The following is a 15,292-nucleotide window of genomic DNA, read 5'->3' on the forward strand; positions in this document are numbered from 1 at the left end:
CTCCTTCACTTCCAAAAAGAGGAACGCTAATGTTGGAGTATGTTTAATCATTTCAATCCTCAAATTTCATATTTTGCAACAACAGATTTCCGAAATACGAATGAACAATTCGGCATTAAACAGAACGACCGAATGGTGGGCTTGTATATACTTGGTAAAACAGGGACAGGAAAAACTAATCTCCTTGAGACTTTAATTTACCAAGATATATATTTCAATCGAGGTATCTGTGTCATGGATGTGAATGGCGACTTGATAAAAAAAGTAGCAAGTATGATTCCGAACTACCGAAAAGAGAATACAGTGTATCTCGACACCTCTGATGTAAATCTCACGTGGGGATATAATCCTTTGAAAAGAGTTGCATACCCATATCGCCACCTCATAGCATCGCATATCATTGAGACTTTTCAGAAGCTATGGGGTCAGCAGGCTTGGGGAATTAAATTGGAACATATCCTCCGTAATGTCATCCTTACACTCCTCGATCAAGAAAAATCTGATTTTACGGATATCAATAGAATATTAGTTGACTCAGAGTTCAGAAAATCATGTATGAACTGCATTGTCTCAAAAGAAGTTTTGAGTTTTTGGGAAAAGGAATTTCCTAGTTACTCAAAGGCAGATGTTTTGCCTGTTCTGAATAAAGTAGGTAGTTTCATGGCTATACCCACCATCAAGAAAATTCTCGTTGACAACAAAGTGCAAATTTCTATTGGAGACATCGTCAACAACCAAAAAGTAATGCTCGTAAATCTCTCCAAAGGAACTCTTGGTGTTGATGCGGCACACCTCCTTGGTTCTCTTTTACTCAATGCATTTTCATCAGCTGGATTCTATCGCACGACTATTCCTGAATCTGAGCGTAAACCGTTTTTCATTTATCTTGATGAATTCCAAAACTTCACAACCCTATCACTCGTCAATATGTTTGCCGAACTGCGAAAATTCAAAATTGCCTTTATCCTTGCCCATCAATATCTTGGACAACTGAATCCAAAAATCAAAGACGCCATCATGGGAAACATTGGTAGTATAGTTTGTTTTCGTATGTCCTATGACGATGCAAAATATATGGCTCATGAGTTCTTTCCTTACATTGAAGTAAAAGACTTTATCAATCTTCAGAACTACCGTATTTATACTAAGCTCCTCATAGATGGAATGCCAGGGAAGCCTCTCTCAGCTAGTACGATTCGGCTTTCAGCGCCAATTGTGGAAAGTACCAAAGAGGACGCCTTTTAATATATAAACTGATACGTATAATATATTTTGAACTTGTTCCTTGTGCTTGTGTCATAACACTCTTTGATATAGTTTCCATGAGTAACAACTTAAAATTCATCATATGCTTAAAGTATACAACAACAAATGCAAAAATTGTCTCTTTACCCAAGACCGAATAGTCAGTTCAGAGCGCGCGAAAGAAATTATCCAAGAATGTAAGGACACTAACACACATTTTATCTGCCACCTTTCTACAATGGAAAATAATGGAAATATCTGTTGTCGTGGATTCTTTGATAACGAGGGAGATGATATTGATAAAATACAGATAGCGAAACGACTTGGACTCGTTGAATTCGTGGAGACTCCCGAATCTGACAAACTCCCTCCATATCGAGACTTTACGTAACCCCTTACTAGAAGGGGTTTTCTTTGTATTACAGGTTCTAGGATAGATAGTTGTTTTTAAAGATATCACATACAAAAAAATTATTCGCTACCCTTGTGGATAGTACCAAAGAGGACGCCTAGGAATATATTTTTATGTCGCTACAATGTGCCGTGAACGTTCTTTTGAAAAACTTAACTTTCAAAGGTCGGTAATTATCAACTAATCTTTTACTCAATTTCTATGCACACTCCCATAACCTATTATGGAGGTAAATACTCTATGTTAAAACACATTCTCCCCCTTATTCCACCTCATAAAATATATACTGAATCCTTTTTCGGAGGTGGCGCCGTATTCTTTGCTAAAGAACCTGCCGAATCCGAAATCATAAACGACATTAACCACATGGTCATTAATTTCTATGAAGTCGTTAAAACGGATTTTGAAGCACTCAAAGAAAAAATTGAATCAACTATGTTCTCACGTGCTACCTATACCATAGCTTGGACAATCTACCGTATGCCCCAATTATTCTCCAAAGTTGTTCGTGCATGGGCATTCTATATTGGAACAAATATGGGGTTTGCCTGTCATATCGGTTCATGGGGGTTTGACAAATACGGTAAACGTTCCAAAGCATTCTTAAATAAGAAAATGAGGTTTGATATCAATATTTCGAAGAGGCTTCTCGGAGTTCAAATAGAATGTGATGATGCCTGTAAAGTAATTACGAGTCGAGATGCAGAAGATGCATTTCATTACGTTGATCCTCCATACATAGATACACATCAGGCTCATTATGGTGGATATACGAAACAAGATTATGAGCAATTACTGGAGACACTTTCACAGGTCAAGGGTAAATTTCTTCTTTCGTCATTTCCATCAGAAATACTTGAAAAATATACTCAACAATATGGTTGGTACACCAAGTCATTTTCTCAGCCGCTTTCATCTCAAAAAGTACCAGAAGGTAGTAGTCGAAGATTAAAAACAGAAGTCCTTACGGCTAACTACCCTATATGACCAAACCCCTTCGAGTAGTAGAACTCTTTGCTGGGGTCGGAGGATTTAGAATTGCATTGGAAGGATATCCAAAAAAGAAAAATAGAGCTTATGAAGTTGTTTGGAGTAATCAATATGAACCACAGAGTAATATCCAACACGCGAACCTCGTGTACAAAAAACGCTTTCCTCATGCCAGTCACTCCGAAGAAGATATTGAAGCCATTGTATCGAACAAAATAGACCAAATACCCAATCACGATGTCTTGGTAGGAGGGTTCCCGTGCCAAGACTATTCTATTGCCAACCGTTCTCATAATAGAGGTCTCGAAGGCACTAAAGGAAAACTCTGGTGGGCTATTTATCGAATTCTTGAAAGCAAGGGAAACAAGGCTCCGAACTATCTCATTCTTGAAAATGTTGATAGACTCCTGCGCTCTCCTGCACACCAAAAAGGACGAGACTTTGCCGTGATCCTCTCTAGCTTAAATCATTTAGGTTATGCTGTTGAATGGCGAGTGATTAATGCCGCAAACTATGGATATCCTCAAAAGCGAAAGCGAGTTTATATCTTAGGGTATAGGGAAGGAACTAAGATTTATCAGAAAATTGGAAAATCAAGTCCCAAGGAATGGCTCACGAAAACAGGAGTCTTTGCCAAAGCATTCAAAGCGGATGTACAAGGAGAACTCCGAATGCAGTCAATCCCTCTATCCATTGCTGAAACCTTGAAGTCATTTACAAATACAGAAAACCTTTTCTTAAACGCTGGATTTATGATGCGAGGGACGTGTTTTCACATTAAATTAAGTGCCAAGTATCAAGGATCATATACCACTATTGGAGATATCCTCATAAATGAACATGAGATTCCAGAGTCATATTATATCTCTAGAAAAGACCTCTCAAAGTGGAAAGCAGTTAAAGCCGCTAAGGCCAAAAAACGTATCAGCAAGAAAACTCATGAACCCTATCTATTCAAAGAAGGTAACGTTGAATTTCCCGACTCACTGAATAAACCTGCACGAACGATACTCACGAAAGAACTCAGTACTTATATCTGCCGAGAGAAACACGTCGTCAAAGTAGGTCGTAAATACCGAGGACTGCACCCGACTGAACTGGAGCGTCTCAATGGATTCCCAGATAATTTCACGAAATGTGACGGTGTATCCGATATGAAACGAGGCTTCTTTATGGGTAATGCACTCATTGTGGGAGTCGTCCAAAGAATAGCCAAACAACTTTTTAAATCTATCTAATTTTTTAACCCCTTAAATTTTTAATATGCCAGACTTTATTTACTGCTCCCTCATTCTGAAGGGAGAGCAACAACATGTCCAAGAAGTTAAAGAGGCTATCAGTCTCATAGATGAACACGACAAGCTAAGGGCAATTGATTTTAACAAAATCATTCCTATGCCAGAGTCACTTAATATCAGTGAGGATTCAGATGCACAAATGTTTTACAAGAGAGACTATCTCAAGAAACCGTTTGATGAATCTGAAGTTAAACGATTCAAACGAATGTCAACTACGAGAAAGCAAGAAGCTAAAAGTCTAGCCAAGCAGTATCACAACAACAAGAAAATGTATGGATTTACTACTTGGTATGACTGGTCTGTAGAGCATTGGGGAACGAAATGGAATGCTATTTTCTCTGATGATGAACACCTGCGTAATCGCACCAGCGATACAATCTTTTTTCAAACGGCTTGGAGTCCACCTATACCCATTATGAACCATCTTGCTTGTGCTTATCCAAACGTCAAATTCATTCTTGAATACTTCCACGAACAAGACCCAAATGATATCACAACCGTAGAATTTCATATTGGAGAACCCCCTAAAAACTAATCATTAACTCTTTAAATTTTAAGTATCATGAGCACCAGAGGACTCTTAGGATTTGTCCACAAAGGACATATCCGCGCCAGTATTAATCACTTTGACAGCTATCTCGAAGTACTCGGTAAGAGTGTCGCAGAGATTTGCACTATCATAGTTGATTGGGAAGCATTTATCAAAAACTATGAAAAGATTACATGGGTTTCAGAACTCTCTGAACCTATGAAATATCTCAGCGCAAAGGAGATATTAATCGAAATTCTCAAAGGTAAATCCCTAACACTCCTTGATGAGAAGGAATTCGCTAGAGATGAACTCTTTTGTGAATATGCCTATCTCATCAATTTAGATGACAAGCAGTTGGAAATCTATGCTGCTAATTTCTACACAGACTATGACCAATTTCAATCTAAACTCCCTATGCATCTTTTAGTATGCTACCCGCTTGATTCTATACCTACCCGCTTTCTTGAGAAACTCAATGCAGAGAAAACAAGAGTGGACATAGACTGGAAAGAGAGATTGAGAAAAGCAGGGATTGACCCTAACAAGTTCTTGAAAGATCAATAACGTGTCCCTCAATTTTTTAACCCCATAAACCATATCACAAATGATTACCTACAACCGTATTTCTAAAATTCTCTACAAGTCTAAAGTCAATAGTCCCCAAGAAGCCTTTGCATTATCTGAAATAAAAGAACTTGAAAAGGAAAATCCAAGTGCTATAAAACTCGCTGTTGATTATTATTTCAATAACGACAATTATGATACTTACTATGATATTAACAGAGAAGTAGAGAAATTAAATCACTAACTATTTTTTAAATTAAATCAATACATTATGCAAAAAATCGTACCAAAAACAGTAAATCTCGACCTTGTTGGAGTTGATGCCAACGCATTCTCAATTTTGGGGGCATTCGGGCGTCAAGCTCGCAGAGAAGGTTGGACAAAAGAGGAAATTGACCTTGTCACCGAGGAAGCTAAAACAGGAGATTATGATCACCTCCTAGCAGTGATTATGAATCATTGCGAAGTGGAGGATGGAGATGACGTAGACTTCTAATTTTCACGCAAACAATTAAATAAGTTTTTATGAAACACCTGTCAGAGCGAGGTATGTTATCTGAACGAGATTCACCACTTACTCAATTCGCATACCTTGAACTCTTTTATCGCCTTGATCCGAGGTTTACCTCTATTGCACAATTACCAATAGTTAATTGCGAAGAATCAGTTATGGAGCATTTGAAATCATATATCCAAAGTTCCAATATCTCTCTTGATTGTCAGGAAAAATTCATTGTCATGTTTCTTAATAACCGACATAGACTCCTGGCTATTCGCACTATTGGTATTGGATTATCACATGCAACCTTGGTTGATTTGAAATACATTGTAAAACTGGCACTTGATAGTGGAGCTTTACATATCATCGCTATTCATAATCATCCGAGTTGTTTTCTTGAGCCAAGTAAGGAAGATTTTAAAATCACCAAAGCTATTCAAGAAGCACTGCGTTGGTTTGATATTACCCTTGTTGACCATATTATTGTCTCAAGTGATTTGCAATCAAGTCACAGCATGGCTAATAAAGGACAACTGGGCTCAATTCCCGAAATATAGTACTTGGAATTATCGTTAAGTAAAATTACTCACTTTTAAAACTCAATACACATTTTTTCACCCTTTTAAATCCAAAATCATGGACAAAGAAACAAAAGCAACACTTTTAAAACAGTTCAGTATCATACTGAGAAACCGATCAAAGGATGCTAAGTATCCAAAACTCTCGCAATCACTTGTAGAATACTATAGTCGTAAAGACTTGATAGACATTCTCAAGAAAAAACATGATGGAAAAGTTCCCAGTGAACTCAATCTCATGGAATGTGAGAATTCAGAATTACTCAAACTTATTGGTGATGATATGTTTCTCATATCATACTCTACGGAACAATGGAGCAAGGATACTCAAGTAAATAATACTTCTGTGCCACAAGTGCAAAAGATTACTCCAGTTGCGGAAAAAAAGACCTCAACTCCTGATCCAAAGAATCCAGTTAAGGATGAACAAAAACCAAATTCTCAAATCAATAAAGAGGAGAAGAAGGATAAATAATATCCAAAGCAAAGCACTCGATTGAGTGCTTTTTAGTGTTATTTATTTTAATTATTTCTGATCTATTTATTAAGGATAGTCGAGAAGATTTTAGGGCTAATTCCTATTCCAAATCCCCACCACCATTTTTTATCGTATACCCAGTTATTGCCAATAGAGGTTGTTCCAATATCCCATCCAGCAGGGACAATTACAAATGATATATCATTATATGAAAACGTTAAAGTCAAGCCAGTAGACACAAAAAATTGTTTAGACTTCTCAATTTTTCCAGCTCCTTTTCCTAGTTTTCCGCCTGCTCCTGATGTAGAGAGAGAGTCTAGTTCTTCAACTGAAGGTGCAGCCCATATCCCTAAAGCCGCTTTAATAGTAGTTTTCTTGCCACTCGCATTATATTTATCTAATTGAAATTTAGTAATCTCACAATTTAAACCTAAATTAGTTATTCCTGAGTTAGCAGTTGCATAAAATTTACTACCACCTTCTGATATCTCAGGTCGAATTTTAAATGGGATTGTTATTAATGCTAATGGATTAGACTTCAAATATGAATTCCAACGCCATAACTTGAATCTTTCACCTATTATTAATGATTCACCTTTCTCTAATTTTACATACTTCTTAGTATAAAGACTATTGTTGTCATCGTCTATTATTTTCTCACCGCTTACAGTCAGTATGTTATCATTGGATTCAACTTTGGTTACATAATCAAGCCTATGAGGTCCATCCCAATCTAAATAATCTTTTGTAGAAATTGGTGCATCGCTAGGCTTAATTGTCACTTTTATTTTGTATATTATTCGACCACTATCAGTAACATCAATGTAGAAAACTTTATCATAATTGACTGTTAATCCATTAAGTACATTGATATAGAAAATTCTTTTTATTTCTTTTCCTTCTTTTGGATTTAAGGTAAAAGTTTGATTATCATTTACAATCGAAATTTTTGATTGTTCATTAGACGATATTTGTGAAATAACTGGTGCCGTGGAGAAGTCAGATTTTATTGTTATCTTACTATTCACAATTGCGTTAGTTTGATTTATTAAATCAAACTCAATAGGTACAATTTGATGAGTGCCTGGAGTATTTTTAATCTCGATAGAGGGTGTCTTAGGCATTACAATAAAATTACTTTGGGATATTATACTCTGAATTGTTAAGAGAAGAAGTATGGGTGTTAAATAAAACTTTTTCATGATGTTTATGTTTAAGTGGTTTATAGATATAAAAGTACAAATATTAACAAAAAATAAACTAAAAAAAATTAAACTAATATCTTTAGGGTCTTAACTTAAACTTATTTGATTATGTATTTACAAAGTATGTATGGAATAGAAAGACTCTTTGGTGGTTCGTTTGTATTATTGTTTTACGCCTTTATCATTTACCTAATTGTTAGATTCTTCATTTTTTTCAATGGGCTGCAAATATTGTCCCATTGGACACTTCTCCTTGATATGCAGTTTTCAACGAAAGAATTTTTTGAACGTTTGAAACAGCGGCTTGTTGACTCAGATGTAAAAAATATTTCATATTCGAACCTAAATCTCAACGAAAGTATTATAGGCCTTTCAAAGAGAACCTATCTCACAATTAATTACAAAGACTACGTCTTCTATGTATGCGGTGCTCCTTTTGGCAAGCACTTTTTTACGAGTTATTGGACTCATTTTAAACCGAGTTTTATGGAAGTATTAGTGCGTACCATTCCATTTATTGGTCAACGTTTAGCAGACCTAATGTTTTCACATACATATTTTGAACATGATCAATGTGCCTCATTTAGAACCTTACTGCATCATCATATTACAGAGCTCATTAAGGAAATGACAACTGAGAAAGGTATTCCCATGCCTGAAATTCCAAAGCCTGTCATGAGTGACGTATTTAAACGTTAGGTATGAATACAGCCGAACAGGCAACTCTCTATTATTACGCATGGGACTATCGTCACCGTGGATATTACTTTTATGATACTCCTATAAGTATTGAACCTCCCTATGCACCATATTTTGTATCTATTGCCAAGACAGTAACTGATGACAGTAAAGTCCCCTCAATCTTCGGACAGTTAAAGTCAATATTCAACAAAGAAGAACCAAAACAAGAGGAAATTCAATTACCAAATCCTAAAGCTTTAGGTAAACTTCCACCTTTAGAAGGGCTGCGACTCTCTTTTACCAAAAACCACCAAATAACCCTAGAAACGTTCCGTTCGTTCGTTTCTATGCTTTCCTTTACTCAGCACCCTGTTTCTATGGAAATAGTCGCTACAGGGCGAAATATAGCCTTACAGCTCGTGTTTTGTGCCTATGATGGCCATGTATTAACCTCGCATATTGCTACCTACTTTCCAAGTATCATCACCACAGAGATAGATATAGAGGGGTTACCTTTTCATGACAAATCTGATCTCGGTATTGTTGACTTTGGACTTTCAGAGGAATTTATCAGACCAATCAATACACTGGAGAGCAAAATAGATTCACTCACTCCTCTGTATTCATTGCTTAATAATTTGGGAGTACATGAGTCAGTTGTAGTACAGACAATCTTTAGAGGAGTAGGGTCACCTCTGGCTAAAGACATCCCTCGTGCAGTTACGGGCTATGATGGAGAATCATTCTTTTACGATGCACCAGAGATGCCAAAACTTGCACTACAGAAATCATCCTCACCTTTGTTTTCTGTTATCCTCCGCATTATCGTCCAGACAGAGGAGAATTACAAAACTCAAAGTCTCACGAAAGAACTTACAAAAACCATATCCCTAATTTCAGATAGTGGCACTAATAAATTGATTCCTTTATCCAATGAGGGATATCATTTAGACTGGCATATCAACAACGTATTTGACCGTACGAGTAATCGCATGGGAATGGTGCTTAATGTTGATGAACTGACTCATCTGATGCATATTCCAAGTAATATAAGTGTGTCAAAGCTCGGTAGTGTCGAACAAAAGACTAAGCAACTGGAATATGTCTCGAGTGATAAAAAGTGTCAGATAGGGGTCAATATCCATCAAGGGATTTCTACTCCAGTATATCTGGATACCCAAATGCGACTGCGCCATACCCATATCATAGGAGCTACAGGTACGGGCAAATCTACCCTCATGGCAAATATGGTATTGCAGGATATAGAGCGTGGTATTGGTTGTGCATTGTTTGATCCTCATGGAGATATTGTCAATGATATCCTTGCTCGGATTCCTGATGCTCATAAAGACAAAGTATTTATCGTTGACCCATCAGATGCAGATTTCCCAATTGGATTTAACCTCCTTGAGGCAAATACCGAAATAGAGAAAATTCAATTGTCGTCAGATTTGGTTGCAGCATTTCAGCAGCATGCTACCAGTTGGGGTGACCAAATGACAGCGGTGTTATCAAGTGCTATTAATACTTTCCTCGAAAGCACTAAAGGAGGAACACTCATTGAGCTCAAACGATTTCTCATTGAGTCAGCATTTAGGAGTCAGTTTTTAGAATCAGTTGAAGATGCAACCCTACTCTATTATTGGAAACATGAATATCCAGCCATTGCAGGTAAAATCGCTCCACTGCTTACCCGGATTGATACGTTTCTGCGTCCCAAGATTATTAGGTATATGCTCGTTCAGAAAAAGGGACTAGATATGCGTTACTGCATAGATACCAATACCACCGTCCTAATTCGTCTCTCCCAAGGACTCATTGGAGAGGAAAATAGTTATTTATTAGGATCACTCCTCCTCTCTAAAATCAATCAAGTAGCTCTCGGCAGACAATCTCAGTCTAAAGACGAGCGGACACCGTATTACGTATATATTGATGAATTTCAACACTTCCTTACTCCAAGTATTGTATCTATGCTCTCAGGGAGTCGAAAATATGGTATTGGACTGATCCTAGCTCACCAAGACTTAACACAACTAGACGATGCTAAAGTCCTCAATTCTGTCCTCTCAAATCCATATACAAGGATATGTTTTAGAATAGGTGATGCTGATAGTGTAAAGTTAGAAAGTAGTTTTTCATACTTTGATCGTAAGGACTTACAATCACTTGCTACAGGGCAAGCATTGGTTCGTATTGGTAGTGCATCCTGTGATGGGAATCTCCAAACAGAGCCGCTAACGAGCATTTCAAAGGATAGCCATGAAGTACGAGAGCATATTTTTACTAGCACTCGTGAGAAGTTTTGTACTCCACGAGCTGAAGTAGAGGAGATGATAAATACCCTTATGTCTCATGCTGAGAATGAGACTAGGGAGTATAAAAAGAAAACACCAATTGAAAAACCTGTTGTTGTGAAACAACAGGAAGAAGTAATTATCCCAGAACCAGTGGATGAACTCATTCCAGAGACTATCGATGAGCCAGTTACAGAGCCTATTGTAGTAGACAACTTTGAGAAACAAAAGGATGACTTTATCAAAAAAACAGAGGAAATGGAAGTGGTACGTAAACATCGTACCCTGCAAAACCTCATAAAGACCATAGCGGTACAAAGAGGATATCAAGCATTCATTGAATATGATTTGCCCGATAGTAGACGAGTAGATGTTGCCTTGTTCAATGATGATAAAAAGATAGCGGTGGAAATATCAGATACCAATACCTCAAGCTATGAAGTTGGAAATATTAGGAAATGTATTGATAACGGATTTCAAGTAATATTCATGATTTCTGAAAGTGAGAAACATCTTGATAATATCAGAACATTAGCTTTATCTGAGATTACAAATGAACACCACTCTAAAATCTATTTTCTCATTCCTGCACAGATATCATCTGCTTTTGAAAAAGTCTTTATGGAGCAAAAACCGAAAGTAGAAAACAAGGTGAGAGGATACCGAGTCAAAACAAATTATGTTCCCAATAGCAATGATGATGCAAAGGGGTCATTGACGGATATTATTTTATCGACGATAAGGAGGAAGTAATAAGGTTTCCAATTACTTGCCTTAAAAACTAGTTTAGTATATACTTTTTTATGAGGCACAATTGCAACGCATTGTGCAATATGTTCATTATCACTTAAAATTTAACATCGAATTCTCAATTATTTGTGTTATATTTGCATCGAACCAACAAGTATTTCACCAAAAAAACTTAACAATGTTTGTGACCATTCTTTCATACGTAGGCATAATAAATTCAAAGGCGCTGAAGCGGGATAGTATTCATAAATCTGAATAAACCCGATTCTTTCACCTTAAATTTTTACATGCCCAATTACCGACTCGTTTATTTATAATAGCTTTCTGCCAACACATGGTGGAGCATTGTGTGTAGTATTTCAAAATACTCACAACAAAACTCCAAAGTATGTTTGGATTGAAAAGCTAATCTGTGCCCGTAAAGCACAAAACGAAATAGCGAGAAAAGAAATAAAAAAAATGAAAGACGTGCAAACTTTTGAAATATATACCATCGATATCTGTTGTATCGATACCGTACATAAAAAAAGCGGAAAAGGAAGCTAATTTTCTTCATAAGATCTGATAGTTTTAAGTTAAAAATTTGTTTGTTTTTTCGCTCTACTGGAGGCTATGTTAGCGCATAGCCTTCTTCTTTTTATAAAGAAGAACTGTAGTAGTTATATTAATATGTCATAGGCTGAAATTGTAATGCAAAAATATAGAAAATTTCGCCCACTTTTTCAATGAAAATTTGGTTAAAAAATTGAATGTGTTCGTTATGAATCAAAATAACTTCATTATGAGACTTTTAGTTAATATGTTAAATTTTAAGATAGTTTACTTATGCAACATTTCTTTGCTGAACAATTATTTAGACACTTATTAGTATATTTCAATTTTACCATGATTTTTTTAGGATTTAGTTATTAATATAATAGTATATCTTATAGATTAGTCAAGTTAACGCAAACAATACTTTTCATTTACCTAGGTTGAATTATACATGTGAATTTTGATTTCCAATAATTTTATGAATGTGATATAGTCTTTCTATGTCATATTTCAATCTAGAAAAGAAAATTGAATTCTTGCGTAAATGGTTTGAGAAAAAAGAAAAACTCGCCATAAGGTATTTTGAAAACCAAATAGAAAAATCTAAGCCCTATGTTAAAGCGGGAGATATCTACCATGCAGACCTGGGAGTAAATATATACGATGAGATTGATAGATTCTGCCCTGTGCTGATATTCCAAGGCAATGACTATTATCTCCGCAACAGTAATGTTGTCTTTGTTATCCCTATTTCCAGTAATACACAATCAAAGCCGTATCGAGTTAATTTCAATGACTATGATTTAACTATCAGTGAAGGACTTTCGGAAGGAACGATATTAATCCAACAAGCACGCCCTATTTCTAAAACACGACTGCTTGATTTTCGTGGCAGACTGAGTGAAAAGAAAATGCTTGAGATTGGCGATATGTTCATAGAATTTATTACAAAAAATACTCCTCATATTTAAGGAGTATTTATTTATTTCCCCGCATACGATTACTCGTATGGGACGCACAGCAATGTTTCCATCCTGCGAAGAACATTGAGATTAGAAACGATCCCAAAATCTATCTCAATTATTTGGAGAATAAAAAATGGCTATCCCGATATGGAATAGCCACAACATGAAAAAAACTATTCGCCTCTATGGCGTTTTTTTCTGAATACTGGTTATCCGCCAACCATCGTTATACATTTCAGCTATACCGAGAAATGATTCATTTTCTGTATCACTACAATGACTTTGGTATACAACATTTCCAAGAAAACTACAAGTAAATTTGAGTTCAAATTCAATCTCAGCTCGCTTGCCTTCTTCGGTGTTTTTTATACCAGTAATCGTTCCAAGGCTTGGAGTAATCGTGATATAGGTTATTGTGGATTTTTCTACAATCAGATGTTTTGGATCTAGATTTTTAGATTCGCCCTCCAAATGTATTACTTTGTATCGATACTCACAGCAGCTCGAATTATCAACGCTATCTTTTACGGAGATATATTTGTATTTCTCCAATTGTTCGAGAAGTTTCAGTGTTCGGCTATCGAGGTAACGATAATCACTATTGCCATTGATAAATGGTTCGGAACACATAGTAACTCCCCACCCACCACTATTACAATTATTGGATGATCCATTATAGTACTGGCTCTGTATGGTTTCTTTGTAATTAGTAGTAAATTCCTTTTGGTAATCCATAAAGTCCACCTTTTGGAGAAGGGCTGTTGCTCCATTGGTGTCAAGATTGGTCTTGCAGCTAGAAATTGAAAGGACAATACAGAGTAAGATTCCGCTGAGATTAATGTACTTCATCAGACAGAGTATTAATGACCAAAATTAAATCGTACATTTCCTTCAAGTTTCAAAGGGAGCTTGTCTACAAAATACTCATTAGTATAAGGAGCCTCTCCCCAATACTTGCCAAAAAGTGACCCAGCAGTAGAAAATTCATTTGGGGTAAATACTGCGGTAGTCGAAAATTCAAGCCACTTAGTAACCTTGAATCCTAACCGAGTGCCAACCTCAAAACTGACTTTATTCCCATATCCATTGCTCACGGTGGGACCTACTATTCTCCTATTCCCAAACTGGTCAGTAATGTATCGCTCTAGACCATTTTGTCCAATAGCATCTACCAATGCTTTATCATAGAATCTTACATAGTAGTATTTTAAACCTAGGAGTGGTGTAATCGTGAATCTCTCAAGATTGAATTCTTGGGAAAGTCCTCCACCTACTCCGATAAAGAAAACATCTGAAGGATAGTTGGTGTTTTCGAAGGTAAAGTTTTTGCGACCAAAACTTAAAGGTTGATAGTTAGCATCGATATAGAATCGCGTACTACTCTTGTTGTTATTAAACATGAGAAATGCCATGTCTACTTTGAGATTGAATCCCATGTTGCCATATCCTAGCGCAGCAGAATATAGTTGACTACGAAACTCCATTGAATCTAACTTTTTAAGAGGCTCAATAGTGGTTGAAGTGGTTTGCGCTGAAAGACTGATGAGTCCTAGATTCAGCAAGCTGAGTAAAACTGTTTTTTTCATTGTGAAAGAATTTAATGGTTTATGATGAAAGTGCAAGTATCACACGATTTGCGGGTGTTTCCAAACATTCTCACTCCTATTTTCGAAAATTGGACTATATTTGCTCCGAAAAATGGTGAATTATGGATATTAACTCTCTTACCGCTAGTAAAATCAAGGAATTACGCCTTGAAACAGGTAAACCTCAAAATACAATTGCTAAAGAATTGGGGATGTCTCCCTCTGCGTATGTGAGACTAGAAAATGGCAATGTAGATATAGATCTCAAGACACTCGAGGTGGTAGCGAATTTCTACCAGTTATCGGTTGGAGAAATTATCAGCCAAAAGAATCAAGATATCTATCACCTAGAAGGTGCTCATGGCGTAGCTATTAAAAGCCAGAATCCTACATTTAATTATAACGTAGATATACCATCACTTGAGAAAGCAGTAAGTGTGCTTACTGATATTATCAAAATGAGTAAGAAGAAGTAGTGTTTGTAATAAATGAGGGTAGAATTTAGACTCTCAAACTTCAAAAATCGGATTTTAACATTTTCGTTTTTTGGAGATTGAAGTATAGGAATTCTATTAATTAGCTTTAAATAAATATTCTTTTATTAAGGTACAGCCTGCTGTGGCATTGGAAGAAAGTGATTTAAATTTTATTGAATGTTTGCATTGTCTATAACTTATT

The 15,292-nt window shown here is 36.3% G+C and carries 17 protein-coding genes; 14 read left to right on the forward strand and 3 right to left on the reverse strand.

What is annotated here, in order from left to right; translation table 11 throughout:
* The first annotated feature begins 39 nt into the window (after positions 1-39).
* The 10 genes from JNL75_06010 (at position 40) to JNL75_06055 (ending at position 6,593) form a co-directional block, all read left to right on the forward strand.
* Positions 40-1,245, forward strand: coding sequence for a type IV secretion system DNA-binding domain-containing protein (locus JNL75_06010; GenBank protein ID MBL7789373.1), 1,206 nt, complete (start codon positions 40-42; stop codon positions 1,243-1,245).
* 103 nt (positions 1,246-1,348) lie between these two features.
* Positions 1,349-1,636 carry a hypothetical protein gene (locus JNL75_06015; GenBank protein MBL7789374.1) on the forward strand — a complete coding sequence of 96 codons (288 nt, stop codon included), beginning with the start codon at positions 1,349-1,351 and terminating at the stop codon, positions 1,634-1,636.
* Positions 1,637-1,858: 222 nt separating this feature from the next.
* A complete protein-coding gene (locus JNL75_06020; protein ID MBL7789375.1) occupies positions 1,859-2,644 on the forward strand; it encodes a DNA adenine methylase in 786 nt (261 codons plus the stop codon).
* On the forward strand, positions 2,641-3,885 hold the full coding sequence (dcm, locus tag JNL75_06025) for a DNA (cytosine-5-)-methyltransferase (GenBank protein ID MBL7789376.1): 1,245 nt from the start codon (positions 2,641-2,643) through the stop codon (positions 3,883-3,885). The genes JNL75_06020 and dcm overlap by 4 nt, the downstream gene beginning before the upstream one ends.
* 25 nt (positions 3,886-3,910) lie before the next feature.
* Positions 3,911-4,480: a hypothetical protein gene (locus JNL75_06030; GenBank protein MBL7789377.1), complete on the forward strand. Its 570-nt coding sequence runs from the start codon at positions 3,911-3,913 to the stop codon at positions 4,478-4,480.
* Between the two features lie 27 nt (positions 4,481-4,507).
* Positions 4,508-5,041, forward strand: coding sequence for a hypothetical protein (locus tag JNL75_06035; GenBank protein MBL7789378.1), 534 nt, complete (start codon positions 4,508-4,510; stop codon positions 5,039-5,041).
* A gap of 40 nt (positions 5,042-5,081) precedes the next feature.
* Complete coding sequence (locus JNL75_06040; protein MBL7789379.1) at positions 5,082-5,285, forward strand: hypothetical protein; 204 nt, start codon at positions 5,082-5,084, stop codon at positions 5,283-5,285.
* Between the two features lie 27 nt (positions 5,286-5,312).
* A complete protein-coding gene (locus JNL75_06045) occupies positions 5,313-5,537 on the forward strand; it encodes a hypothetical protein (GenBank protein MBL7789380.1) in 225 nt (74 codons plus the stop codon).
* Positions 5,538-5,566: 29 nt separating this feature from the next.
* The gene (locus JNL75_06050; protein MBL7789381.1) at positions 5,567-6,097 is read left to right on the forward strand and encodes a JAB domain-containing protein; all 531 of its coding nucleotides are present in this window, start codon (positions 5,567-5,569) and stop codon (positions 6,095-6,097) included.
* 79 nt (positions 6,098-6,176) lie between these two features.
* Positions 6,177-6,593 (forward strand): hypothetical protein, encoded by a 417-nt coding sequence (locus JNL75_06055; GenBank protein MBL7789382.1) that lies wholly within the window; start codon positions 6,177-6,179, stop codon positions 6,591-6,593.
* A 62-nt stretch (positions 6,594-6,655) separates the two neighbouring features.
* Here JNL75_06055 and JNL75_06060 read toward each other — a convergent pair whose 3' ends face one another.
* Complete coding sequence (locus tag JNL75_06060) at positions 6,656-7,798, reverse strand: hypothetical protein (GenBank protein ID MBL7789383.1); 1,143 nt, start codon at positions 7,796-7,798, stop codon at positions 6,656-6,658.
* A 111-nt stretch (positions 7,799-7,909) separates the two neighbouring features.
* Between JNL75_06060 and JNL75_06065 the strand changes: the two genes are divergently transcribed.
* The 3 genes from JNL75_06065 (at position 7,910) to JNL75_06075 (ending at position 13,034) form a co-directional block, all read left to right on the forward strand.
* Positions 7,910-8,500 (forward strand): hypothetical protein, encoded by a 591-nt coding sequence (locus tag JNL75_06065; GenBank protein ID MBL7789384.1) that lies wholly within the window; start codon positions 7,910-7,912, stop codon positions 8,498-8,500.
* A gap of 2 nt (positions 8,501-8,502) precedes the next feature.
* A complete protein-coding gene (locus tag JNL75_06070; GenBank protein MBL7789385.1) occupies positions 8,503-11,532 on the forward strand; it encodes a type IV secretion system DNA-binding domain-containing protein in 3,030 nt (1,009 codons plus the stop codon).
* A gap of 1,031 nt (positions 11,533-12,563) precedes the next feature.
* Complete coding sequence (locus JNL75_06075; GenBank protein ID MBL7789386.1) at positions 12,564-13,034, forward strand: type II toxin-antitoxin system PemK/MazF family toxin; 471 nt, start codon at positions 12,564-12,566, stop codon at positions 13,032-13,034.
* A gap of 177 nt (positions 13,035-13,211) precedes the next feature.
* Here the strand turns inward: JNL75_06075 and JNL75_06080 are convergent, their stop codons facing one another.
* Both JNL75_06080 and JNL75_06085 read right to left on the reverse strand, forming a co-directional pair.
* Positions 13,212-13,877 (reverse strand): hypothetical protein, encoded by a 666-nt coding sequence (locus JNL75_06080; protein MBL7789387.1) that lies wholly within the window; start codon positions 13,875-13,877, stop codon positions 13,212-13,214.
* Positions 13,878-13,888: 11 nt separating this feature from the next.
* Positions 13,889-14,614: a hypothetical protein gene (locus tag JNL75_06085; protein ID MBL7789388.1), complete on the reverse strand. Its 726-nt coding sequence runs from the start codon at positions 14,612-14,614 to the stop codon at positions 13,889-13,891.
* 122 nt (positions 14,615-14,736) lie between these two features.
* Between JNL75_06085 and JNL75_06090 the strand changes: the two genes are divergently transcribed.
* Positions 14,737-15,090, forward strand: coding sequence for a helix-turn-helix transcriptional regulator (locus tag JNL75_06090; protein ID MBL7789389.1), 354 nt, complete (start codon positions 14,737-14,739; stop codon positions 15,088-15,090).
* The last annotated feature ends 202 nt before the right edge of the window (positions 15,091-15,292 follow it).

This window comes from Chitinophagales bacterium (genome assembly GCA_016787225.1).
In the GTDB taxonomy this organism is placed as follows: domain Bacteria; phylum Bacteroidota; class Bacteroidia; order Chitinophagales; family JADJOU01; genus CHPMRC01.

Excerpts from the sequence above, each read along its gene's own strand:
- JNL75_06010 (MBL7789373.1), top strand. The coding sequence starts at position 40 with ATGTTTAATCATTTCAATCCTCAAATTTCATATTTTGCAACAACAGAT.
- JNL75_06015 (MBL7789374.1), top strand. The coding sequence starts at position 1,349 with ATGCTTAAAGTATACAACAACAAATGCAAAAATTGTCTCTTTACCCAA.
- JNL75_06020 (MBL7789375.1), top strand. The coding sequence starts at position 1,859 with ATGCACACTCCCATAACCTATTATGGAGGTAAATACTCTATGTTAAAA.
- dcm (MBL7789376.1), top strand. The coding sequence starts at position 2,641 with ATGACCAAACCCCTTCGAGTAGTAGAACTCTTTGCTGGGGTCGGAGGA.
- JNL75_06030 (MBL7789377.1), top strand. The coding sequence starts at position 3,911 with ATGCCAGACTTTATTTACTGCTCCCTCATTCTGAAGGGAGAGCAACAA.
- JNL75_06035 (MBL7789378.1), top strand. The coding sequence starts at position 4,508 with ATGAGCACCAGAGGACTCTTAGGATTTGTCCACAAAGGACATATCCGC.
- JNL75_06040 (MBL7789379.1), top strand. The coding sequence starts at position 5,082 with ATGATTACCTACAACCGTATTTCTAAAATTCTCTACAAGTCTAAAGTC.
- JNL75_06045 (MBL7789380.1), top strand. The coding sequence starts at position 5,313 with ATGCAAAAAATCGTACCAAAAACAGTAAATCTCGACCTTGTTGGAGTT.
- JNL75_06050 (MBL7789381.1), top strand. The coding sequence starts at position 5,567 with ATGAAACACCTGTCAGAGCGAGGTATGTTATCTGAACGAGATTCACCA.
- JNL75_06055 (MBL7789382.1), top strand. The coding sequence starts at position 6,177 with ATGGACAAAGAAACAAAAGCAACACTTTTAAAACAGTTCAGTATCATA.
- JNL75_06060 (MBL7789383.1), bottom strand. The coding sequence starts at position 7,798 with ATGAAAAAGTTTTATTTAACACCCATACTTCTTCTCTTAACAATTCAG.
- JNL75_06065 (MBL7789384.1), top strand. The coding sequence starts at position 7,910 with ATGTATTTACAAAGTATGTATGGAATAGAAAGACTCTTTGGTGGTTCG.
- JNL75_06070 (MBL7789385.1), top strand. The coding sequence starts at position 8,503 with ATGAATACAGCCGAACAGGCAACTCTCTATTATTACGCATGGGACTAT.
- JNL75_06075 (MBL7789386.1), top strand. The coding sequence starts at position 12,564 with ATGTCATATTTCAATCTAGAAAAGAAAATTGAATTCTTGCGTAAATGG.
- JNL75_06080 (MBL7789387.1), bottom strand. The coding sequence starts at position 13,877 with ATGAAGTACATTAATCTCAGCGGAATCTTACTCTGTATTGTCCTTTCA.
- JNL75_06085 (MBL7789388.1), bottom strand. The coding sequence starts at position 14,614 with ATGAAAAAAACAGTTTTACTCAGCTTGCTGAATCTAGGACTCATCAGT.
- JNL75_06090 (MBL7789389.1), top strand. The coding sequence starts at position 14,737 with ATGGATATTAACTCTCTTACCGCTAGTAAAATCAAGGAATTACGCCTT.